This is a genomic window from Enterococcus canis NBRC 100695 (genome assembly GCF_001544375.1).
GTDB classification, from domain to species: domain Bacteria; phylum Bacillota; class Bacilli; order Lactobacillales; family Enterococcaceae; genus Enterococcus_H; species Enterococcus_H canis.
In genome coordinates, this window is the sequence record NZ_BCQJ01000007.1 from 70,265 (window position 1) to 92,867 (window position 22,603).

20 protein-coding genes are annotated in these 22,603 nt (G+C 43.7%); 10 read left to right on the forward strand and 10 right to left on the reverse strand.

The features are described from left to right. Nucleotides 1-65: 65 nt before the first annotated feature. Nucleotides 66-3,680, reverse strand: coding sequence for a DNA-directed RNA polymerase subunit beta (rpoB, locus tag ECA01S_RS10700; RefSeq protein WP_067395183.1), 3,615 nt, complete (start codon nucleotides 3,678-3,680; stop codon nucleotides 66-68). Nucleotides 3,681-4,338: 658 nt separating this feature from the next. Here rpoB and ECA01S_RS10705 point away from each other — a divergent pair. From ECA01S_RS10705 to ECA01S_RS10715, 3 genes are read left to right on the forward strand one after another with little or no spacing between them, the layout of a single operon-like run. Further along, nucleotides 4,339-5,295, forward strand: a complete 957-nt coding sequence (locus tag ECA01S_RS10705; protein ID WP_067395186.1) for an ABC transporter substrate-binding protein — start codon at nucleotides 4,339-4,341, stop codon at nucleotides 5,293-5,295. 10 nt (nucleotides 5,296-5,305) lie between these two features. Beyond that, nucleotides 5,306-6,199, forward strand: coding sequence for an ABC transporter permease (locus tag ECA01S_RS10710; RefSeq protein WP_067395189.1), 894 nt, complete (start codon nucleotides 5,306-5,308; stop codon nucleotides 6,197-6,199). After that, on the forward strand, nucleotides 6,196-6,999 hold the full coding sequence (locus tag ECA01S_RS10715) for an ABC transporter ATP-binding protein (protein WP_067395192.1): 804 nt from the start codon (nucleotides 6,196-6,198) through the stop codon (nucleotides 6,997-6,999). Before ECA01S_RS10710 ends, ECA01S_RS10715 begins: the two co-directional genes overlap by 4 nt. A gap of 173 nt (nucleotides 7,000-7,172) precedes the next feature. On the opposite strand, the gene ECA01S_RS10720 is transcribed toward ECA01S_RS10715, so the two are convergent. Both ECA01S_RS10720 and ECA01S_RS10725 read right to left on the reverse strand, forming a co-directional pair. After that, complete coding sequence (locus ECA01S_RS10720) at nucleotides 7,173-7,670, reverse strand: aminoacyl-tRNA deacylase (protein ID WP_067395196.1); 498 nt, start codon at nucleotides 7,668-7,670, stop codon at nucleotides 7,173-7,175. 58 nt (nucleotides 7,671-7,728) lie between these two features. Continuing rightward, nucleotides 7,729-7,944, reverse strand: coding sequence for a zinc ribbon domain-containing protein (locus tag ECA01S_RS10725; RefSeq protein WP_067395197.1), 216 nt, complete (start codon nucleotides 7,942-7,944; stop codon nucleotides 7,729-7,731). A gap of 125 nt (nucleotides 7,945-8,069) precedes the next feature. Between ECA01S_RS10725 and ECA01S_RS10730 the strand changes: the two genes are divergently transcribed. Beyond that, nucleotides 8,070-9,035 (forward strand): biotin--[acetyl-CoA-carboxylase] ligase, encoded by a 966-nt coding sequence (locus ECA01S_RS10730; protein WP_067395199.1) that lies wholly within the window; start codon nucleotides 8,070-8,072, stop codon nucleotides 9,033-9,035. A gap of 47 nt (nucleotides 9,036-9,082) precedes the next feature. On the opposite strand, the gene menA is transcribed toward ECA01S_RS10730, so the two are convergent. The 3 genes from menA to pplA form a co-directional block, all read right to left on the reverse strand. Continuing rightward, on the reverse strand, nucleotides 9,083-10,042 hold the full coding sequence (gene menA, locus ECA01S_RS10735) for a 1,4-dihydroxy-2-naphthoate polyprenyltransferase (RefSeq protein ID WP_067395201.1): 960 nt from the start codon (nucleotides 10,040-10,042) through the stop codon (nucleotides 9,083-9,085). 13 nt (nucleotides 10,043-10,055) lie between these two features. After that, nucleotides 10,056-11,111 carry an FAD:protein FMN transferase gene (locus tag ECA01S_RS10740; protein ID WP_067395204.1) on the reverse strand — a complete coding sequence of 352 codons (1,056 nt, stop codon included), beginning with the start codon at nucleotides 11,109-11,111 and terminating at the stop codon, nucleotides 10,056-10,058. Nucleotides 11,112-11,273: 162 nt separating this feature from the next. Then, on the reverse strand, nucleotides 11,274-12,221 hold the full coding sequence (pplA, locus tag ECA01S_RS10745) for an extracellular electron transfer flavoprotein PplA (RefSeq protein ID WP_067395206.1): 948 nt from the start codon (nucleotides 12,219-12,221) through the stop codon (nucleotides 11,274-11,276). A gap of 260 nt (nucleotides 12,222-12,481) precedes the next feature. On the opposite strand from pplA, the gene ECA01S_RS10750 reads away from it, so the two are divergent. The 4 genes from ECA01S_RS10750 (at nucleotide 12,482) to ECA01S_RS10765 (ending at nucleotide 16,523) form a co-directional block, all read left to right on the forward strand. After that, nucleotides 12,482-14,419 carry an NAD(P)/FAD-dependent oxidoreductase gene (locus tag ECA01S_RS10750; protein ID WP_067395208.1) on the forward strand — a complete coding sequence of 646 codons (1,938 nt, stop codon included), beginning with the start codon at nucleotides 12,482-12,484 and terminating at the stop codon, nucleotides 14,417-14,419. A 99-nt stretch (nucleotides 14,420-14,518) separates the two neighbouring features. Beyond that, entirely contained in the window at nucleotides 14,519-14,938 is a 420-nt protein-coding gene (locus ECA01S_RS10755; protein WP_067395210.1) for a NusG domain II-containing protein, read from the forward strand. 12 nt (nucleotides 14,939-14,950) lie between these two features. Next, entirely contained in the window at nucleotides 14,951-15,505 is a 555-nt protein-coding gene (locus ECA01S_RS10760; RefSeq protein WP_067395211.1) for a Gx transporter family protein, read from the forward strand. Nucleotides 15,506-15,536: 31 nt separating this feature from the next. Then, complete coding sequence (locus tag ECA01S_RS10765; protein ID WP_067395214.1) at nucleotides 15,537-16,523, forward strand: polyprenyl synthetase family protein; 987 nt, start codon at nucleotides 15,537-15,539, stop codon at nucleotides 16,521-16,523. Nucleotides 16,524-16,584: 61 nt separating this feature from the next. Here ECA01S_RS10765 and ECA01S_RS10770 read toward each other — a convergent pair whose 3' ends face one another. Together ECA01S_RS10770 and pepV are read right to left on the reverse strand one after the other, a co-directional pair. Beyond that, nucleotides 16,585-16,941 carry a GIY-YIG nuclease family protein gene (locus tag ECA01S_RS10770; protein WP_067395217.1) on the reverse strand — a complete coding sequence of 119 codons (357 nt, stop codon included), beginning with the start codon at nucleotides 16,939-16,941 and terminating at the stop codon, nucleotides 16,585-16,587. A 111-nt stretch (nucleotides 16,942-17,052) separates the two neighbouring features. Further along, nucleotides 17,053-18,474, reverse strand: coding sequence for a dipeptidase PepV (gene pepV / locus ECA01S_RS10775; protein ID WP_067395220.1), 1,422 nt, complete (start codon nucleotides 18,472-18,474; stop codon nucleotides 17,053-17,055). A gap of 147 nt (nucleotides 18,475-18,621) precedes the next feature. On the opposite strand from pepV, the gene ECA01S_RS10780 reads away from it, so the two are divergent. Continuing rightward, nucleotides 18,622-19,452 (forward strand): NAD(P)H-hydrate dehydratase, encoded by an 831-nt coding sequence (locus ECA01S_RS10780; RefSeq protein ID WP_067395223.1) that lies wholly within the window; start codon nucleotides 18,622-18,624, stop codon nucleotides 19,450-19,452. After that, entirely contained in the window at nucleotides 19,452-20,492 is a 1,041-nt protein-coding gene (locus tag ECA01S_RS10785) for an AI-2E family transporter (protein WP_067395226.1), read from the forward strand. Before ECA01S_RS10780 ends, ECA01S_RS10785 begins: the two co-directional genes overlap by 1 nt. Here the strand turns inward: ECA01S_RS10785 and ECA01S_RS10790 are convergent. After that, the gene (locus ECA01S_RS10790; RefSeq protein WP_067395228.1) at nucleotides 20,489-21,214 is read right to left on the reverse strand and encodes a pseudouridine synthase; all 726 of its coding nucleotides are present in this window, start codon (nucleotides 21,212-21,214) and stop codon (nucleotides 20,489-20,491) included. The two genes, ECA01S_RS10785 and ECA01S_RS10790, sit on opposite strands and share 4 nt — an antisense overlap. Before the next feature lie 72 nt (nucleotides 21,215-21,286). Beyond that, on the reverse strand, nucleotides 21,287-22,603 hold a 1,317-nt coding region (locus ECA01S_RS10795), incomplete at its 5' end, for a putative polysaccharide biosynthesis protein (protein ID WP_082703298.1).

Genomic DNA, 22,603 nt, shown 5'->3' on the forward strand with positions numbered 1-22,603 from the left:
ATTCCCTCCATTTCATATTTCAAGAGCGACCTGCCCCGACTCAAAAGTCGGAGCAGTCCGTTCGACTATAAGTTGTCTTCAGCAGTTTCGAAATTTTGTACGACGTTGTCTTGGGCATCGTCTTCAGCAGCGGCTGCTTGTTTTTCCAACTCGCGAGCAGATTGCTGTTCAGCATATTTCGTCAACGCATCAACTGTGATCAAATCATCATCGTCATCGTCCATGTCGCGTAATTCGATCTCTTGATCTTGAATATCCAAGACACGCATATCTAGACCCAGTGATTGCAATTCTTTCACCAATACGCGGAAGGATTCCGGTACACCTGGTTTTGGAATTGGTTCACCTTTAACGATGGCTTCGTATGTTTTCACACGTCCAACCACGTCATCTGATTTGTAAGTCAAGATTTCTTGCAGGGTATAAGCAGCACCATAAGCTTCCAGTGCCCATACTTCCATTTCCCCGAAACGTTGTCCACCAAATTGCGCTTTACCACCAAGTGGTTGTTGCGTAACTAGTGAGTAAGGTCCGATTGAACGAGCATGCAATTTATCATCAACCATGTGGGCCAATTTGATCATGTACATTACTCCGACAGAAACCCGGTTATCCATTGGTTCACCAGTCCGGCCATCATAAAGGATTGTCTTAGCGTCACGCGCCAAGCCAGCTTCTTGAACAGTTGACCAAACATCTTCTTCATTGGCACCATCAAAGACTGGTGTTGCTACGTGGATGCCTAGCGCACGCGCTGCCATCCCTAAGTGCAATTCCAATACTTGTCCGATGTTCATCCGAGAAGGTACCCCTAATGGGTTCAGCATGATATCAACTGGCGTGCCATCTGGTAAGAACGGCATATCTTCTTCCGGCATGATCCGAGATACGACCCCTTTGTTTCCGTGACGTCCGGCCATTTTATCCCCTTCATGGATCTTACGTTTTTGCACGATATAAACGCGCACTAACATGTTGACCCCTGGTGATAATTCATCGCCAGCTTCACGAGTAAAGATCTTCACATCATGAACGATCCCGTCGCCACCGTGTGGTACTCGTAGCGAAGTATCGCGAACTTCGCGGGCCTTTTCACCAAAGATAGCATGCAATAAGCGTTCTTCGGCTGAAAGTTCAGTAACCCCTTTTGGTGTTACTTTCCCAACTAATAGGTCGCCGTCTTTTACTTCAGCACCGATGCGGATGATTCCCATTTCGTCAAGGTTCTTCAAAGCATCTTCCCCAACGTTAGGAATTTCACGGGTGATTTCTTCAGGCCCTAATTTAGTATCGCGGGCTTCTGATTCGTATTCTTCAATATGGACAGAAGTATAAACGTCATCTTTCACCAAACGACGGCTCATGATGATGGCATCTTCATAGTTGTACCCTTCCCAAGTCATGAAGGCTACTAATACGTTTTGTCCTAACGCCATTTCCCCTTGCTCCATTGAAGGACCATCGGCTAAAATGTCGCCTTTTTCAACTTTTTCGCCCAATAATACGATTGGACGTTGGTTGTAGCACGTTCCAGAGTTAGAACGGCGGAATTTTGTAATAGAGTATTTGTCTAATGCGCCATTGTCGCGACGGACGCGAACTTCTGAAGCATCCACATATTCAACTACCCCGTCATGTTTACATAGTAAAGCGGCACCTGAGTCATGGGCAGCTTTGTATTCCATACCAGTACCAACCCAAGGAGAACGTGGTTGGATCAACGGTACAGCTTGCCGCTGCATGTTGGCACCCATCAAGGCACGGTTGGAGTCATCGTTTTCCAAGAACGGGATACACGCAGTAGCGACTGCGACTACTTGTTTTGGTGAAACGTCCATGTAATCGATCTTATCGACAGAGATCTCTAGGTTTTCACTTTGAGAACGAGCCATAACTAATTCTTCAGCAAAAGTACCATCTTCGTTTAACAAGCTGTTTGCTTGGGCCACGATGTAATGGTCTTCGATGTCGGCTGTCAAATAGTCGATTTGATCCGTTACCCGGCCTGTTTCGCGGTCAACACGGCGGTAAGGTGCTTCGATAAAACCGTAACGATTGACTTTAGCGTAGCTAGATAAGCTGTTGATCAAGCCGATATTCGGACCTTCAGGCGTTTCAATCGGACACATCCGACCATAGTGGGAATAATGCACGTCCCGAACTTCATAGCCGGCACGGTCCCGGGTCAAACCACCAGGCCCTAAGGCTGATAGACGACGTTTATGGGTCAACTCCCCTAATGGGTTCGTTTGGTCCATGAACTGTGACAACTGTGAAGAACCAAAGAATTCTTTGATACTTGCAACCACAGGACGAATATTAATCAACTGTTGCGGGGTCAAGGTTTCAGTGTCTTGGATTGACATCCGTTCACGTACAACCCGTTCCATCCGCGCTAAACCAATCCGGAATTGATTTTGTAGTAATTCCCCAACTGAACGAATGCGGCGATTCCCCAAGTGGTCGATATCGTCCACGTTGCCGATGCCTTCCATTAAGTTAAAGAAGTAACTCATAGACGCAATGATATCAGCCGGACGAACCGTTTTAACACTTGCATCTGGATAGCCATTGCCAATCACGTTAACTTCTCGTTCAGGATCACGTGGTGAAAAGACTTTGATGACTTGAACTGTCATTGGGTCTGTTACCACACCATCTTCTGAAGGATAGTAAGTCACAGCATTCAAGCCGTTATCCAAGTATTCACCTAATTTGTCCATTACTTGGTGAGTTAAGACCGTGCCTTTTTCAGCCACGATTTCACCTGTTTCTGGATCAACTAGCGTTTCAGCTAAGGTTAGGTTCAATAAGCGTGTTTTCAAATCTAATTTTTTGTTGACTTTATAACGACCAACCGCCGCTAAATCATACCGTTTTGGATCAAAGAAACGCGCATTCAGCAAGTTACGTGAGCTGTCAGCCGTTTTAGGTTCACCTGGGCGTAGACGTTCGTAAACGTCTTTTAACCCTTCTTCAGTACGAGAATCACTAGCGTTTTTATGCAAGTCTTTCTCAACCGTGTTGCGTAATGATTCACTGTCACCAAAGATTTCAAAAATTGTATCATCTGAGCCAAAACCTAGCGCCCGCACTAATACAGTCAATGGAATCTTACGTGTCCGGTCGATTCGTACATAAGAAATGTCTTTGGCATCTGTTTCCATTTCTAACCATGCACCACGGTTAGGAATAACTGTTGAGCCAAAGCCTTCCTTGCCGTTTTTATCCACTTTCCCGTGGAAGTAAACGCCTGGAGAACGAACCAACTGCGAAACGATAACCCGTTCCGCCCCATTAATAATGAAGGTTCCTTGTTCCGTCATTAGTGGGAAATCACCAAAGAATACTTCTTGGGACTTGATTTCACCGGTTTCACGGTTTGTCAGACGCAAGGTCACATGTAGCGGTGCCGAATAATTGGCGTCATGAGCCCGTGCTTCTTCTACGGTGTACTTAGGTTCTTTTAATTCATAGTCGACAAATTCCAGCGACAAGTTGTCATTAAAGTCTTGGATTGGCAAAATGTCTTCAAACATTTCCCGTAATCCTTCATCTAAAAACCATTGATAAGAGTCTGTTTGAATCTCGATCAGATTCGGTAATTCTAATACTTCACTGATACGTGCATAACTTCTGCGCTCGCGATGCTTCCCGTATTGTACTACGTGTCCAGCCAAGCTCTTCACCCCTCTAAAAAGTCTTTCAAAAAGGCTATCAGTAAAATTTACAATAATATTAAAAATATTATTTTTGTGTTACAAAATGCATTTTTTGCGGCTTTTGAGCAAAAAAAAACCAAAAATAGAACATTCTCTGAAATGAGTTTTTCTGAGCTTCTACTTTTGTTTCCCTTATTTCTCACCGGAACGGACAATATTTCGTTCCTGCTTTTGCATTTTACGATAGTTTTTGCAACTACATATATTACCCCCTATTAATGAAAAAGTCAAGCCTTTATTTACATTCATTTTCAGACGCTTTCATACTAGTTTTTTTGCTAATTGTCAGAAAATTTTTATTTTTCATTGACTTTTTTTCAGCAGTTCGCTAAACTAGCAGTAATTCAACTTCGTGGAGGGATTTCTATGAATCACAAACAACCACAATTGAATAACTTTTACTTTAGCTATTTTAGATAGTTTGTACTTATCCATCGATAGGTACAAACAGCAAAGAACTTTGCTTTGTATCTATGATGGCTAGAGCACTTGCTGTTGCAGCCGCGTAGACGATACTCTAAGTGGCTATGTAACAGGACCCTATTCTCTTGATCCTTAACGTCCATTTAGACTGTCGTCTAGATGGACTTTTTTTATGAATTAGGAGGAAAAGGAAATGAAAAAATGGATGACAGGATTATTGAGTATCACCGCGTTAGTATTGGTGGGCTGTGGTACGAGTGCCCCGAAAGAAGAAGGTCAGGTAACCGTGGGGGTTTTACAATTGGTGGAACACGCCTCACTGGATGCGGCCTATGAAGGCTTCAAAGAAGGGTTAGCCGAAAATGGCTATGAAGAAGGCAAAAATCTGACACTAACTTACCAAAACGCACAAGCTAATCAAGACAATTTAAAATCTATGAGCGAAAAATTAGTGAGTGAAAAACCCGAGCTATTATTAGGCATCGCAACCCAAGCAGCGCAATCTCTTTTGAATGAAACCCAAACGATTCCCATCACCGTCACAGCAGTCACTGACTTAGTGACACCAAAATTAGTTAAGAGTAACGAAAAGCCAGGTGGCAACGTAACGGGCACTACCGATATGGTGCCTATTGAAAAACAAATCAGCTTGCTTTTAAGTATCGTTCCACAAGCGAAAACAGTGGGCATTGCCTACAACGCCGGCGAACCAAATTCCAAGATTCAAGCTGAATTAGCCGAAAAGGCCTTAAAGAAAGCCGGCATCACCACTAAGGTTCTAACGGCCAACACGACCAATGATGTACAGCAGGTCATGACCAGTCTCGCTAAAGATGTCGACGCTATCTATATTCCTACTGACAATACCTTTGCTTCCGCTGCGGCGATTGTGGGCGATGTGGCTAAGGCGCAAAAGGTCCCTGTCGTGGCCGGTTCCACTGCTCAAGTAGAAGAAGGCGGTTTAGCAACTTATGGCATTGACTACCACGCCCTTGGCAAACAGACTGGCAAGATGGCTGCGACTATCTTAGATGGCGAAAAACCCGCAACGATGCCCGTTGAGGAAGCTACCGCCTTAGAATTAGTCGTTAACAAAGACATGGCCCAAGCATTAGGAATCGATCCTAATAGCATTGTTGCGCCAGAATAGGAGGAAGAAAATGGATATTCTCGTCATTTTATGGTCCTCCGCCTCACAAGGCGTCTTATGGACCTTCTTAGCCATTGGTGTTTTTCTCACATACCGCATTTTAGACATTGCCGATTTAACCACCGAAGGCAGCTTTCCTTTAGGCGCTGCCGTGGCCGCGGTGGCCATCTTACACCAACTGCCACCGCTCGTTGCGACCCTATTAGGCTTTGGTGCTGGTATGTTAGCTGGGCTTATTTCTGGACTGCTATATACCAAACTGAAGATTCCGGCCCTCTTAGCGGGAATCATTACCATGACTGGCCTTTATTCCATCAATGCCCGCATCATGGGCAGTGCCAACTTAGCGCTGCTAGGAGAGGCCTCCGTTTTCGATTTAGGCCAACAGCTAGGTCTCAGCAAAACCAGCAGTGTTTTTGTCACTGGCTGTTTGATTCTAGCTTTGATTATTTTATTGCTGGTGCTTTTCTTAAAAACTGAGCTAGGGCTAGCCTTGCGTGCCACCGGCGACAATCCCGACATGAGTGCCGCTAATGGCGTTTCAGTGGATAACGCCCGGATCATCGGTTACATGCTCTCTAATGGTTGTATTGCACTTTCCGGAGCATTATTAGCACAAAATAACGGCTTTGCTGATTTAAATTCTGGCGTTGGAACCATTGTGATTGGCTTAGCCGCCATCATTATTGCGGAAGTCTTATTTGCCCATAAAACACTTCCGCTACGTTTTGGGACACTGTTAGTTGGCACGATCCTATACCGATTTATCCTAGCTTGCGTCTTAGAGCTGGGGGTTGCCCCAACTGATTTAAAACTGTTTTCTGCCTTAATTTTGATTATTTGTCTTAGCTTACCGCTGACAAAAAGTAAATTGAAAGCCTTAGGGAAAGGAGCCCGCGCATGAAGGAGATCCTGAAAATCACCGACTTAAATCAATACTTTGAAAAAGGGACCGTCAATGAAAATCATGTATTGAAGGGCATTGACCTTACCTTGAGCCAAGGCGAATTCGTGACCATCATTGGCGGAAATGGCGCTGGCAAGTCAACTTTATTAAATAGCATCGCCGGCACCTTTCCCATTTCCGCCGGTACAATCCAGCTGCAAGGAAGAGTCATTAATTCTCTGTCTGTTGCTCAGCGGGCCAGCATGATCAGCCGCGTGTTTCAAGACCCTAAACTGGGTACGGCGGTCCGCCTTACCGTAGAAGAAAATTTGGCTTTAGCGTATAAGCGGGGCCAAAAGCGCGGATTTTCGCTAGGTGTTAAACAAAAAGACCGCGCCTTTTTCCAAGAACAGCTAGCTTCACTAGGCCTCGGCCTAGAAGCACGGCTACATACTGAAATCGGCTTACTTTCTGGTGGTCAAAGACAAGCCATTACCTTGCTGATGGCTACCCTAATTCGGCCAGAGTTGATTCTTTTAGATGAACATACGGCTGCCTTAGATCCTAAAACGTCAGCCATCGTAATGGCACTGACTCAAAAACTGATTCAAGAACAGCAACTGACCGCTTTTATGGTGACACATAATATGGAAGACGCCATCCGCTATGGCACCCGCCTGATCATGTTACACCAAGGAAAAATCGTGGTGGATGTTAGTGGTACTGAAAAAACCGAATTGACAGTGCCGCAATTAATGGACCTGTTTCATCAAAATAGCGGCACACTTCTGAAAGAAGACCAATTATTATTGAGCTAAGGAAGTTGGCACAGACGCGTCTAACTCCTGCTTATTTCCAGATAATGCTAGTTCTGCTTAGCGAAGCTTAGCAGTAACTGTATGCGTATAGCTGTTGCTTCTGCCTCCACCATTTATTTAGATAACGAAGAAACTGGAACATAACTTTTTGAGTTATGTCCCAGTTTTCTTTTTTATTCTGTAATGTCGGCATACTCCGCGCCTAGATAGTTTCGCAAGGTTTCAGCATCGACTTTCACCGAGCGGCCGATTTTACCGGAAGAGACGATCAGATAGCCTTTTGCTTGTGCTTGTTGACCGAGATAGATGGGATAGTTATATTTCTCGTGAATCCCCACCGGCGTGTTGGCGCCGTGTTCATAGCCAGTTGTTGCTACTAGATCCTTCAAAGGGACCATGCCAACTTTTTTATTGCCAGAAACTTGGCTCAGCTTTTTGTAGCTTAAATGTTCATCAATGGGAATCACGGCCACCAAAGGTCCAGTGTTTTTCCCAGTTAAAACTAGTGTTTTGTAGATATCATGTTCATCTAAACCTAAATCGCCTAGCTTTTCTCGTTCCAAATGCGCCACATGGTGATCCTCCTGCCAGGGAAAATCATACGCTTCATACGCGATTTTATGTTTATCCAAAATCTTTTCTACTAGTGTTTTGGCATTTTTCTTTGCCATCGCCCTCACCTCACTAAAAACGTAGCACAGGTATCCCGATTTTGACAACTAATGCTGCTTAACCGCCACCTAGCAGGAAGTCCAAGACGTTCCAGCCGCTAGAGGTTTCATTGCGATACAATTCGGTAAAGCCGCAACGGGTACAACTAATAGTAATGAATTTTTTGTTTTGCACGTCAAAAATCTTAGCAAAGTTCCCACCTGTAGCTTGAAATTGATCTGCTACATAATGGTCGTTCCCACATTTTTCGCAAATAAATTGTTGTTTCTCCATCGATTTCTCACTCCTTTTCTCAAAGTATAGCGAATTTCCAGCGGTTTGTCCTACTCCTTCAGGTGTATTTTTCCGATTGCCGATTCTGGCTGACTCCAGTAAAATAAACAAAAAGGAGCGATACCATGAAAACTAGTGAACAAGTGCTCACCCAATTGATTCAAGCAGCCCCAGCCCCTTTATCCGGCGAGGCCATTGCTCAAAAGCTGCAGTTATCTAGAACTGCCGTTTGGAAAGCCGTACAAGAATTAAAAGAAGAGGGCTACCAGATTGATAGCATCCCTAGAAAGGGCTATCTCTACCAAGACAATGATCATCTCAATAGCGCGATGATTCAACTAGCACTCCAACCGCAAATTGCGGATTTTAATGTCCGCTTCATGCCAGACTCAGCCTCTACTATGAATGACGCCAAAATCGCTGCTATCGAAGGGGCGCCCAGTAACACGCTATTTCTGGCCAATATGCAGGAGGCGCCGCGCGGCCGCTTTGGTCGACCTTTTTTCGCCTTACCTGGTGGCGGGATTTATATGAGTCTTTTGCTGCATCCTCAGCGCACTTTTCAAGAATTACCGCTTTACACGGTAATGATGGCGGTGGCGGTTTGCCAAGCCATTGAGGAACTGACTGACCGCAAACCATTAATCAAATGGGTCAATGACCTCTATTTAGATGGCAAAAAAATCTGTGGAATCTTATCCGAAGCTTTAACTGATGTGGAAAGCGGCCAATTGACAAGTATTGTAATTGGCATGGGCCTCAACTTCCATATTCCCGAAGCCACTTTTCCCGAAGCCATCCGCGTAAAGGCCGGGAGTCTTTTTGAAGACACGCCGCCAATCACTCGCAATGACTTGATTATCGCCATCTGGCAGAATTTTTACCGCATCTTAGACGGTGCTCCCTATTTGGAGGCCTACCGTCAGCGTTCCTTTGTCTTAGGTCGGCAAGTGACCTTCCAACAAAAAGGTGAAACCTATACAGGCATCGCCAAAGATATTTTGGATCACGGAGAGCTTTTAGTCCAGTTAAGTGACGGAAGCGAAAGACGTTTATTTTCTGGCGAGATTAGTTTAACCTCTATCCAATAAAAACTAAAAAAAACGCCGTACCGATTAGCACCTCGGTACGGCATTTTTTAACCTTGCCAGTATTCTAATAAAATTGTCAGTAATAAGCCTAACGCATAACTACTATTAAATAAGACTAAATTTTTGATGGAGACCACAAAAGTCTTACTTTTTACCTGCTCGTGATTGAAGGCTTTGACATGTTTGAAAACCAGCGGCAGTGTGGCAAAAACGATTAAGATCGGCCAACGGTAGATACCGAACAATAAACCAATCAAAATGGTCAAGTAGCAGCTATACATCAAACTATCAAACAAGATAACCCCTGGGCGTCGGCCGATATAATAAGGCAAGGTGTAACGATGATTCGCGATATCCTGCTCTAAATCACTTAAATTGTTGGCCAACATGATATTGGCAATCGTGAAAACCATGGGTAATGAAGCCCAAACGATAGCTAACACCGACCACAGACTTCCCGTTAAGGCAAAGGCACCACTTTTTAGATTGAGATTTAAGAAAAAAATCTGGGCATCAAACGTATTGATATAAATCGTGATGGCAAAAATACCTAGCCCCATAGTAAAACCGCTGAAGACTTCCCCTAAAGGCATCCGTGATAAGGGTACCGGACCAAAGGTATAGAAAATACCGATAAAACAGCAAATCCCCCCCATTACTAACAGTAACCAGCCAGTCTGCCAAGTGAGGTACAAGCCCACTAACATAGCAATACCAATCAAGCTAAAAATCAGTAACTGTACATTTTTCTCGGGCACTTGCGCCCGGCCGATAATATTCTCTTGGTACTTGTATTCCTCAGACTTGGCCTTTTTAAAGTCCATATAATTATTGATAGCCGTAGTGGCCATATCAAAGCATAGCATGCCCACAAAGAAGATCAAGGTATGTCCCCAGTGCAATTGCTCAAAATAACTGGCTGAAAACAAGACCCCAATCACAAAGGGGAAGAAACTTGCCAACTTTGTGCGTATCTCTACGACATCCCAAAATACTGCCAACGACAACCAAACCACTCCTTTATTTCAAATCGTTGATATCACCCATTGTATAACCAGACTCTTCATTTAATTCAAAAACATCTTTCACACCAGCACTTAAATAAATTTTATCTTCCTTCGTAACAAAGATGGCTTCAACATTTTTTTGTTTATCAACAAATTCCATCCCTTTTTTCACGCCCATTGAGAAAACGGCGGTAGATAACGCATCGCCATCCACGGATTTGTCCGTAATAATGGTGATTCCAGCGATATCATTGTCAAAAGGATAGCCAGTTTTAGGGTTGAATAAATGATGATAGGTTTTGCCATCCACAGTTAGATAGCGTTCATAGATTCCTGACGTTACCAACGTTTTGTTTGTTTCTGGTACAGATCCTACCGTCACGTTCCGTGCTTGATTTGGGTCTTGAATTCCCACGGTCCAAGGTGTATCTGTCCCCCGCGGACTATGACCTAAGACATAGACATTTCCGCCTAAGTCAACAATGGCGGTTGTGACATCATTATCTTTCAGTACCTCTACGACTTTATCAGTGATAAAGCCCTTGGCGATAGCGCCTAAATCTAGCTGCATGCCTTTTTCTTCTAAATAAACAGTTTTATCTTTTTCATTCAATTTTACTTTATGGTAATCCACCAATTTTAACGCTTCATCAATTTCCGCTTGAGCTGGTTTGCGGGCATCGTCAAAGCCAATGTGCCACAACTGAGTGATGGGTCCAATCGCCATATCAAACCCACCGTCAGATTCTTGACTGATTTGATAGGCTTTTTCTACTAATTCAAAGACATCATCTGAAACTTTCACCGGTTTGACACCAGCTTCAGCATTGATTTCATCAATTTCTGAGCCTGGCTCATTCACTGTGATTTTGTTGGCTAAATCCTTCACGCGGTCAAAGGCCTTCTTCAAGACATCTTCCTTGCCGTCATCATAGATACGGATCGTTACATAGGTCCCCATCAAAAACTGGTTATCTGTATAAGGTTCTTTATTCACTTTTGCTTCTTGTCCGCAAGCTACTAGCAGCAACACTAAGGGCAATAGCAGCCAATACATTCTTTTTTTCATGTTCTTCCTCCTACAAAAAATGGTCCTACTTATAGTAGCGCGTTTTAACGGGATTGAAAAGAACTTCGTTTCTATTATGAGAGTTTTCTGTGGGATTTTCATGACGAAAACAAAAAAACAAGCCCTGATTTCTCAGAGCTTGTTTATTTCGTCACAATTGACTTATTTTGCCATTACAATGTTGTCAACTTCGATTGGTGTAGTGTCACCTTTTTCAGCTGCATTGATCATTTGTTCTGCATAGATTACGAATGAATGGAAACTGTGAGTTGCGCCAGTTACAACTTCCATGTCAGCAGGAGAACCAGCTTCGCCGTCTTTGCCTTCCATTGCTTTCACGAATTCTTCGTTAAATTTAGGGATGAATTCTGCAGGGCCTACGCCAGCTTTATCATGCATTTGTGCTTGGTAGTCAGCATCATCTTTTTTAGATTTGCCGTCTTCACTTACGTTGTCGTAGTTAGATTCTGTTACTTTACCGTCTTTAACAGTCATTTTGAAAGATACACGGTAGCCATTAGAGTAGTTCTTTTCTTCTAATGTGTACGTACCGTCTTTCAAGTCAGCACCATTGTCGATTTCAATTGTATCAGTTTTACCAGCTTGTGCTGCTTGGATCAATTGTTGTGCGTAGTTTTGGAAGCTTTCAGTTGAGTGAGTTGCGCCAGTTACGACTTCAACGCCACCAGCACTTTGCGCTGCAACTAATTGTTTGTTCAATTCTGGAATGAACTCAGCAGGGCCGACGCCTGTCTTGTCTTTCATGTTCTTTTCGTAGTCAGCATCTTCTGTTTTAGATTTGCCGTCTTCGTTGATGTTGTCGTATTTAGATTCAGCAATTTTGCCGTCTTTTACAACGATTTCGAATACTGTGCGGTAGCCGTTAGAATAATTCTTTTCTTCTAATTTGTAAGTGCCATCTTGCAAGTCAGCCCCAGCTTCTTTTACTGGTGCAGCTGATTCGCTAGTTGCTGTTGATTCAGCAGCTGAAGAAGCAGCTGTTGATTCAGATGAAGCTGAACCGCTGTCATTATTTCCGCCACAAGCAGCCAAAACTAATGTTGATAATGCTACCATAGCAAACCCTGTTACTAATTTTTTCATTTTCATTGCATTTGTTCCCCTTTGCTTTCTTTTTTCACAAGTTTGTATTGTGATTCACATAACATTTTATAACACTGACAGAATTTGTCAATTATAAACAGCAAATTATAATATTTCATGTGTTTTTTTAGTTGTTTTCTAATCGAAAAAGGTTTCTTTTATGAAATTTGTGAAACTTGTTAGACAAATCACGAAAGTGGATATATAATGTAATAGATTGTGTAATTATTATCAATTTATTCTAAATCTAAGGAGCGATTTACCTTATGGCAAAGCAAAATATTGTCGTAATAGGTGCTGGGTATGCTGGGGTTTCTGCTACTAAGTTCATGGCGAAAAAGCTTAAAGGCAGCGATGTTGAGATCACATTGATCGACCGTCATTCCTACCACACTATGATGACCGAGTTACACGAAGTTGCAGGTGGACGGGTAGAACCAACTGCCATCCAATACGACTTACAACGTCTTTTCTCTCGCAAGAAAAACGTTAAATTAGTCACTGACACTGTTACTGGTATCGACAAAGAGAACAAAGTCGTTACTACTAAATTAGGTTCTTATTCCTTCGATCATTTGATCATTGGGATGGGTGGCGAGCCAAATGATTTCGGTACACCAGGCGTTAAAGAAAACGGCTTTACTCTTTGGTCATTTGAAGACTCTGTGAAAATCCGTGAACACATCGAAGAAACTGTTGCAAAAGCAGCCATCGAACCTGATGCCGCTGTTCGTAAAGCAATGTTGACTTTCGTAGTCTGTGGTTCTGGTTTTACTGGGATTGAAATGGTCGGCGAATTGATGGAATGGAAAGAACGTTTGGCAAAAGACTTCAAATTGGATGCTTCTGAATTCACTTTGCAAGTTGTTGAAGCAATGCCAACGATCTTAAACATGTTAGATCGTAACGATGCTGATAAAGCAGAACGTTACATGGTTAAACATGGTGTTGAAATCCTGAAAAACGCGCCAATCGTTGAAGTAGCTCCTGACCATATCAAATTAAAAGATGGTCGCGAGATTCCTACCCATACATTGATCTGGACTGCTGGGGTCAAAGCAACTTCTGATGCAGCTGACTTTGGTTTAGAAGCAGCTCGCGGAAATCGTTTAGTTGCCAATGAATATATGGAAGCAAAAGGCTACGAAGATAAAAATATCTATGTAGTCGGTGACTTGGTTTATTACGAAGAATTCGAAAACAAACCAACTCCGCAAATCGTACAAGCGGCTGAACAAACTGGTCATACTGCTGCCAGCAACATTGTAGCAGCTATCAAAGGCGGCGAAAAACACAAATTCAAAGGAAACTATCAAGGATTTATGGTTTCGGTCGGCGCTAAATGGGGTGTCGCGAACTTATTCGATACCATCCACTTAAGTGGTTTCTTGGCAATGATCATGAAACACATCGTTAACTTGAAATACTTCTTTGATATCCGTTCTGGCTATTACATGTTCCAATACATGATGCACGAATTCTTCCATATTAAAGACGACCGCAACGTAGCTCGCGGACATTCTTCTCGTTACGGTAACGTATTATGGAGCGTACCATTGCGTATCTTCTACGGCTTGATGTGGTTAGTAGAAGCTGCCAAAAAAGTTGTTGGTAACGGCGAATACTTGAAACCAAGCACTTGGTTTGGTGACGGTTCATGGTTCTCTGACAGCGTGGTCTTCCCATTCCCTTGGTTGCAAGAACAAGCAACGACTGGCGCTAGTGGCGCAGCGGAAGCAACAACAGCAGCTAGTGGCGCAACTGATGCCGCAGCTAGCGGTGCTGGCGAAGCAGCAGCTCAAGCTGCTCACTTTGGTTTGAACTATGCTTATGGCGAAGAACCAATGTTAGTCTTCGACCATATGCCTAAATGGTTCTCTAGTGTCATGGAATTCATGATGCCGAATAAAGAAGTTGCTTTATTCTTCCAAAAATTCATGACAATTTTTGAAATTCTGTTAGCACTTGCTCTAATCGCGGGTCTCTTCACTTGGTTAGCTAGTGCAACAACTATTGCGTTAGTTGCAGCGTTCTGTCTATCTGGTATGTTCTACTGGGTCAACATCTGGTTCATTCCAGTAGCGATTGCTTTGATGAACGGCTCTGGTCGTGCCATTGGGTTAGACCGTTGGGTTGTGCCATGGTTGCAACGTACATTAGGTAAATGGTGGTACGGGACCGAGAAGTCGCGTTACGGTGCCTAATCCTTTTTAAAAAGAAAACTTGAAAGTTCTAGAGGAGCCCTCTAGGACTTTCTTTATTGAGTATGATAAAATAAGAAAACGCAAAGGAGAGGAAAGAACATGAAACTGAAGGAATTCATTCAGAAGAGTCGTTTACGTCCTTGGGATATTGGCATCATTTTATTATTGGTTGCCAGTTCTTTCTTGCCCCTTGTGATTTTCGGATGGCAGCAAGAAGAAACTAACGCTGCCGCACAAGAAGCTGTCTTGAAAGTTGCTGGGGAAGAAGTCCGCCGCTTTGACTTGAAGGCTGACCAAAAGACGTATACCTACAAATATGAGGACGAAGATGGCGATTATAACCTAATTGAGATTAGTGGTGGGCAGATTCGTATCAAAGAAGCCAACTGTGGCGACCAAGTCTGCGTACGGCGGGGCTGGATCAGCAGAGCCGGTGAATCCATCGTTTGTCTACCGCATAAATTAGTGATTGAAGTTCAAGCATCAGACGGGAGTGAGCCAGGCAGCGTGATTTACTAGCTGCTGTTTTCTATGACAACAAAACTGCACAAATTGATTTATATTGCGCTACTAGTAGCTCAAGGGGTCGTCATCGGCTTAGTGGAAAATATGATTCCCTACCCATTTGCCTTTGCACCTGGCGCTAAGCTAGGGCTAGCCAATTTGATCACCATCATTGCAATTTTCACTATGAAAAAACGCGAAAGCTTCACACTGGTTTGGATGCGTTTGATCTTAACTACCTTATTAGGCGGAACCATCTCGACTTTCTTATATAGTATGAGCGGTGCCTTGCTGAGCTATTTTGGGATGTTGTTAATTAAACAATTAGGTCCCAAACGCGTAAGTATCATTGGCATCAGCGCAGCCGGTGGTTTTTTGCACAACGTCGGTCAATTGGTGACGGCTTCCTTTATCGCCCAATCCTGGACGGTGATGCTCTATCTACCCGTCCTATCCTTCTTAGGGATCCTCTCAGGGATTGCCATTGGGATCGCGGCCAATTACTTGTTACAACATGTACAAACACTGCACCGCTTCCAACTGGATTATGAACGGAGCAGCAAGCAAAAATGGGCACAATAACAGTTAAGAATATAGGGTTAGGAGTAATTTGATGAAACTTCATGAAATGTGGCAAGGGTATCCACAAGTAGCAGATGAATTGGCGCAAACCTTGCGTTTGATGGAAAAATCGATCCAACTTAAAAATAAACAGGTGGAGCAAGCCATTATGGAAATGATCCACTCTGGCGGAAAATTACTACGGCCAGCCTATCAGTTGCTTTTTGCGCAGTTTGGGCCTGACCGTGATAGTCAAAAGGCCGTTTCGATGGCCGCTTCGATTGAAATGCTGCATACGGCAACCTTAATCCATGATGATATTGTAGATGATGCCGATTTAAGACGGGGCTTACCGACCATTCGCTCTTCTTTCGGTAATGATGCCGCCGTTTACGCTGGGGATTATCTGTTTGTTTGTTGTTTCAAACTTTTGGCAGACTATGCCTCTTCAATGCGTAGCCTCCAGCTCAATTCCCGCAGCATGGAAAAAATCCTAGGCGGTGAATTAGGACAAATGGACAATCGCTACAAGATCAACGGCACTATTGATGACTACTTAGATAATATCTCCGGCAAGACGGCTGAATTGTTCTCTATGAGCTGTTCTATCGGTGCCTATGAAAGTGGCTGTTCTGAATTATTTAGCAATAATGCTGGCAAGATTGGCCGTAAAATCGGCCTAGCCTTTCAAATCATTGATGATATTTTAGACTATACGCAACCAGCTGATATGATTGGTAAACCCGTTTTAGAGGATGTTCGTCAAGGGGTTTACTCCTTACCGCTCCTTTATGCGTTAAAAACCAATCGCGCCGCCTTCATTCCTTATTTAGAGAAACGGGAAAATATGACGGATGCGGATACGCAAAAAGTCTACGAATTAGTTCATCAATACGATGGTGTGACCCAAGCGCAAGCTTTAGCGGCCAAATACACTAATGAAGCGATTCGTGCTATTCAAAAACTACCTCAAAATGAAGCCGATACTCGTGGACAGCTGGAACGGTTGACCCGCACCATCTTGGATCGTCAAAATTAGAAAACAAAAAAACGACTAAATTCCCTACTTTATCATAGAGAATTTAGTCGTTTTTTGAACTTTAGTCTAAGGGCTTATTGTAACCAGCTGCACCAAATGGCTGTAATTTTTCCAGCCATTCCTTTTTAAGGTCCTTCAAAGTTTGTTTCATATTCACAACTTCTTCGTTGGATTTCTCCCACAATACCTCGTACTCAAAGGCCTCTTCGCCGTATTGATCCCAATCTTTTTGGAGCGGACTATCCCGATAGCTGCCGCTATTAAGGGTCAGTCGATAGTAAGTCCAACGATTTTTCGTATTAGGGACTGCTTCAATAAAAATTTTCCCGTTTTCCTTATTGCGTAGCTGAATAATGCCATAATAGGTTTTCATTTGCCGATACTCAGCCATCAGCTGGCGTTTTCTTTTCTCATCCATTTTTTTGACACCTACTTTCTAAAGCGGTTGAGGCAGAAGCAACCGTTTATTTGGATAATGAAGAGTCTGGACCATAACCGTTTGAGTTATGTCCCAGACTCTCGTTTTTACTTATTGAGCCAAGCGATAAATCGCGTCAGCGTAAATAGCTGTTGCCCGCATTAAGTCATCAACGGTCATGAACTCATTGGCTTGGTGCATTGTATCGGTATAGCCTGGGAACATTGCCCCGTATGCTACGCCGCGTTTCAACAAGCGGCCATAAGTCCCACCACCAATGATTTGTTCATAGCCTTTTTCACCAGTATGGTCTTCATAGACTTGCAATAACGTAGCAACCAATGGATCATCAATTGGCACATAGTGGGGTTCCATATTGCGTTCAGAACGAGTTACTGTAGCGCCTTCCATGCCCACCTTATTATCCAAAGCAATTTCTAAACCTTCTGCTGTTACTCCTTGAGGATAGCGGAAGTTCAAGGTAACGAAGTTGTCTGCTTGCACATTGTCACTAGCGCGGAACAAGAACAAGCCGGCATTCATGGTCAATTTGCCCATTTTTTCGTCTTCAAAAGCAGTGCCTAATTTTTCGCCATAATGATCTAAATGAACATAAGTCGCAATCACATGTAAGAATTGTTTTGCGCCACCACCAAATGGGTAACGATCTAAGAAGACAGCCAAGTAGGTAGCACCATTGATCCCAGATTGTGGACTAGCACCATGGGCCGATTTTCCGATTAAGTTCAAACGAGCAGTGGTGCCGTCGATTTCCATATCACCACTAACAGGGTTAGCAGCTAAATACTCTGCATAAGCTGTTTCAAAAGCTTCTGCTTCATTTTTATCCGCTAATGTCACAGTTGCTTGGGCACTTTCTGGTACCATGTTTTCCCGCAAGCCAGCTTTAAAGCTTTCTAAACGCCAAGCTCCTTCATTGTTACCTTGGAAATGCAAGCCCAGGGTTACGTTCCCTTTTTCCCCGTTAATAATCGGAAATTCCGCATCGGGAGAAAAACCGAAATCAGGTGCTTCCTCATGTTCAAAGTAATAATCCATATCTTGCCAGCCGCTTTCTTCATCAGAACCTACGACAAAGCGCACTTTTTTAGAAAGAGGCAAGCCTAATTCTTTAACGATTTTCATCCCATAGTAGCCAGCGATACTTGGACCTTTATCATCGCTAGAACCACGGGCATAGATTTTACCGTCTTTGATAACTGGTTCATAAGGATCTGTATCCCAACCACTACCTGCTGGAACTACATCCATATGGCCGAAGATTCCTAACGTTTCATCGCCCCCGCCAAACTCGATATGTCCAGCATAATTGTCGACATTTTTCACGGTAAAGCCGTCACGTTCACCATAAGCCAGCATTTTTAATAAGGCTTCTTTCGGACCAGGTCCAAAAGGCGCACCTGCTGTTGCATCATCTGTATTTTTTTCACTGTTAATACGTAGCAAGCCAAACAAATCTTCCATGATTTGGTCTTTGCGAGCTTCTACTTCTTTTTGCCAATCGATCGTCATGAACGTCACTCCAATTCATTAGTTTACGCCTCTCATGATACCACTAACTGGCGAAAAAAGGAAAAGGAAGTGTTACGGATCGAATAGATCCTTCCGCCGTGCTAAATTGGCCGCCTTTCTCTATAATGAAAATAAGGAGGCGAAATCATGGAAGTTCTTACTGAAGCAATTTTAAACGTTATTACCCCCCGCCCCGCCGAAAGTCATAAAGGTACCTATGGTCGGGCCGTCTTGGTAGGCGGCGATAGCCAATATGGTGGCGCCATCATGATGGCCGCTCAGGCCTGTGTGGCAGCGGGCGCAGGCTTGACGACGGTCATTACCCATCCCCAAAATCATACCGCCCTCCACAGCCGCTTACCAGAAGCAATGGTCGTGGATTGGTTTGACGAGATTGCTATGGAAGCTGTTCTAAAAACAGCGACGATTGTTTTGATTGGTTCTGGGCTAGGAATGAGTCCTCACAGTCGTAATCTCTTACACTTTGTATTAGAGCGCAGCCAACATGTCGTAATCGACGGCTCGGCCATCACCTTGATTGCTGAAAAGCCAGAGGCGTACACTTGGGCACCCAATACGATTTTTACGCCCCATCAAATGGAGTGGCAGCGACTAAGTGGTCTGCCTATTGCGCAGCAAACGCCGGCAAATAACCAAGCAGCCCAACAGCGACTGCAAGCGACGATTGTCCTGAAAAGCCATCGGACCGAAATTTATCGTGACAATACCGTACTACAAAATCCTTTAGGAACACCGGCAATGGCGACTGGCGGCACTGGTGATACTTTGGCTGGTATCATTGCCGGATTTTTGGCTCAATTTCATGACTCACGGGCACTGCCAGCAGCAGTCTACACGCATTCAGCGATTGCCGAAGGGTTGGCTCAGACTCACTATGTTGTGCTGCCTACCACTATTGCCACAGCTTTGCCCGTTTTTATGAAACAGCATGAAGTTGCGGAAAGGTCGGTGGACTGATGACTCTTTATCAACGTTTTACCGCTAATGTAACCTTAAGAAGGATTGTCGTCCTACTAAGTGTAATGGTTGTTTTGTATCTTTCCCGCAGCATGATGACCACGATTTTACTGACGTTCATTTTTACCTATTTAGCGATTCGCTTTGTGCGTTTAATTCAACATTTTTTTCACATTCCCACTGCTCTTTTGAGCTTGTTGCTTTATGCAGCCATTATTTTTGGGATCTACTTGGCTTTAACCAAATATATTCCCATTGTTATTCATCAATCGGTTACCATGTATGATTCTGTGGTGGATTTTTACGACCAGCAACCGGAACAGTCTAATCAAATTATTGCTTACGTTCATGATTATTTGGAAAAAATGAATTTGATGGATCAAGTGAAAAACGGTGCCACCGTGATTTTAAGCTACCTCCAAGATTTTGGTAAATTAGCAGTAGCCTTTGCAATGTCCTTTATCCTCAGCTTTTTCTATATGGTAGAAACAAAAAAAATGCGGATTTTTTCCCGCCGCTTTCTACACAGTGAATTTTCCTGGTATTTCCAAGATCTCTATTATTTTGCCCAGAAGTTCGTCAATACCTTTGGGGTCGTCTTGGAGGCCCAGTTCTTTATCGCCGTAGTCAATACGGTTTTGACAATCTTAGGTTTGACCTTGATTGGGTTACACCAGATTCCCAGTTTAGCCATTATGGTCTTTTTATTAAGTCTGATTCCGGTGGCCGGCGTGATTATTTCCTGTATTCCTTTAAGTTTCGTGGCTTACTCAGAAGGCGGCTTAAACAGCTTGATCTATGTTTTACTGCTGATTATCGTGATTCATCTATTGGAAGCTTATATTTTGAACCCTAAATTTATGTCCAGTAAGACCGAATTACCAATCTTTTATACCTTTGTAATCCTGTTAGTCAGTGAACGCCTTTTTGGTGTCTGGGGACTGATTGTTGGGATTCCCATTGCGACTTTCTTCTTAGATATCTTAAAAGTCAAACCCATTAAAGATGATCTGCCACTAAAAAAAGATGATCCCGCCTAATCAGCAGGGTCATCTTTTTTTAAGGCCAACAATTGGGCGGTTTCGGCGGCGGTTAACGATCGATAAGCCCCCTTAGCCAAGGTAGGATCTAAGGATAATGGCCCCATCGTCAAACGCTTTAAATAGGTCACCTCTTTGGCCACCGCGTGGAACATCCGCTTAATTTGATGAAACTTCCCCTCTTGAATCTCAATTTCAACTCGTGACGTGCCAGCTACTTGATCTGTTGACAATATGATCAAGTTAGCTGGCTGTAACAAGCCTTCTTTAAGGTGAATTCCGGCTTGGAAAGCAGCTTGATCTTCCTCAGTCACCAGTCCTTTGATCTCCGCATAGTAGCGTTTAGCCACGTGTTTTTTTGGGGCCAGCAAATCATGAGCCAGCTGACCATCATTCGTTAACAACAAGAGACCTTCCGTATCTTTGTCTAAACGGCCCACAGGAAACAAACCCTTAGGCGCATTAGGAATCAAATCAATGACTGTTTTCTGGGTATCACTAGTGGCACTAACAACCCCCGCCGGCTTATGGAGCATCAAATAGTAAAATTCTTGGTAGAGGATGCTTTCACCGCCGTAAGCCACTTGGTCGTCCTCTGTAACTTGTCTTTTAGCTTCTTTGACTACTAAGCCATTCACCGTCACCTGACCCTTTTTCAACAGTTCTTTGACCTCTTTACGAGTTCCTAAGCCCGCCTCCGCTAAATAACGATCTAAGCGCATCTAGGGACCTCCTTTCATGAAAAGAAGCCGGACCGTTAAGTCACGACTTCTTGATTGCCGGCCGAGCCGGTCCTATTTGATATGCAATTTTTGTCTTAAAACAGCTACCCGTTCCCCCATCAATTTATCCGCTAAGCGCGTTTTCAGTGCGAGCCAGACATACAAGCCCGCCCCAACTGCCGCTACTACTACGGCAATCACGAAGGATTGGAAGGTCCGATCTGGCGATAAGACCAAATACAATAACTGACGCGTGATAAAAGCGGCTAAGGTCATTAGTAAGGACAAGATCAAAATCAGCAAGCCGCGCCGTGCCGTCAAACCAAAGTTGAAGCGCGAAATCTGTTGAATGCGGCGTACCATCAAGAAACAAGTCACGGTAAAAGCAATCGCCGTAGCTAACAACGGCCCATATACTTCAAAAAGACGAATACATGGATATTGGATCAAAATCTTCACTAGAAGCCCTATGCCAAAATATTTCATCGCATCTTTGTTTTGATACATTCCTTGTAACATGGCCCCCACTAACATATAAAGTCCCATCACTAAGCCAACATAGCTAGCTTGGATTAAGACCTTCGTACCTAAGGCATCTGGATTATAAAATAGCGTGTACAGTGGCCGCGCCAACACAATCATTCCGAAAGTCGCTGGCAACATCACAAATAAAAATAGTTGTAGATTATCGCTCACTAGCTTAGCTAAACCGCGAGTGTCTTTCAAGGTCACCGCTTCGGTAATCAGAGGTAAGCCTGAAGCCGAAAGCGAGGTTGCTAACGCGATGACTACCATCGTCAGCTTGTCTGGATTAGCATTGAAGATCCCAAACAATTCAACTAATTGAAATTGCGAGTATTCCGTGAAGCCCGTCATGAAACGCATGAAGGTCACTTGATCCACTAGTTTGAAAATTGTGATTCCAGAACCTACGATGATGAAGGGAATTGCTTCCCGAACGATTTCTACCAATAACTGCGTCACAGAAACTTGCAGTTGATCGGCGCTATGGCTTTCTAAGTAATCAAATAACGGTTTTTGCTTCCGCAGATACCATAAAAGGACGACGAAGCTTGCAATAGCCCCAATAAAGGCTGCAAAGGTCGATTGCGTCACAGCGGTCAGATAATCACCCTTCATCACTTTCATAATGATAAAGGTGGCAATCAGCATATAAACCACACGGGCAACTTGTTCATAAATCTGTGACAGCGCGTAAGGCATCAATTCTTGGTTTCCTTGGAAATAGCCCCGTATCACACTCATACAGGGGATGATTAAGACCGCAAAGCTCAAGGAGCGGATCGTTGGCTCCAGCTCAGCCCCGCCACCCGAAATATCTGCCAACCAAGGGGCTGAGAGATACATAATCCCCGCCACTACGACACC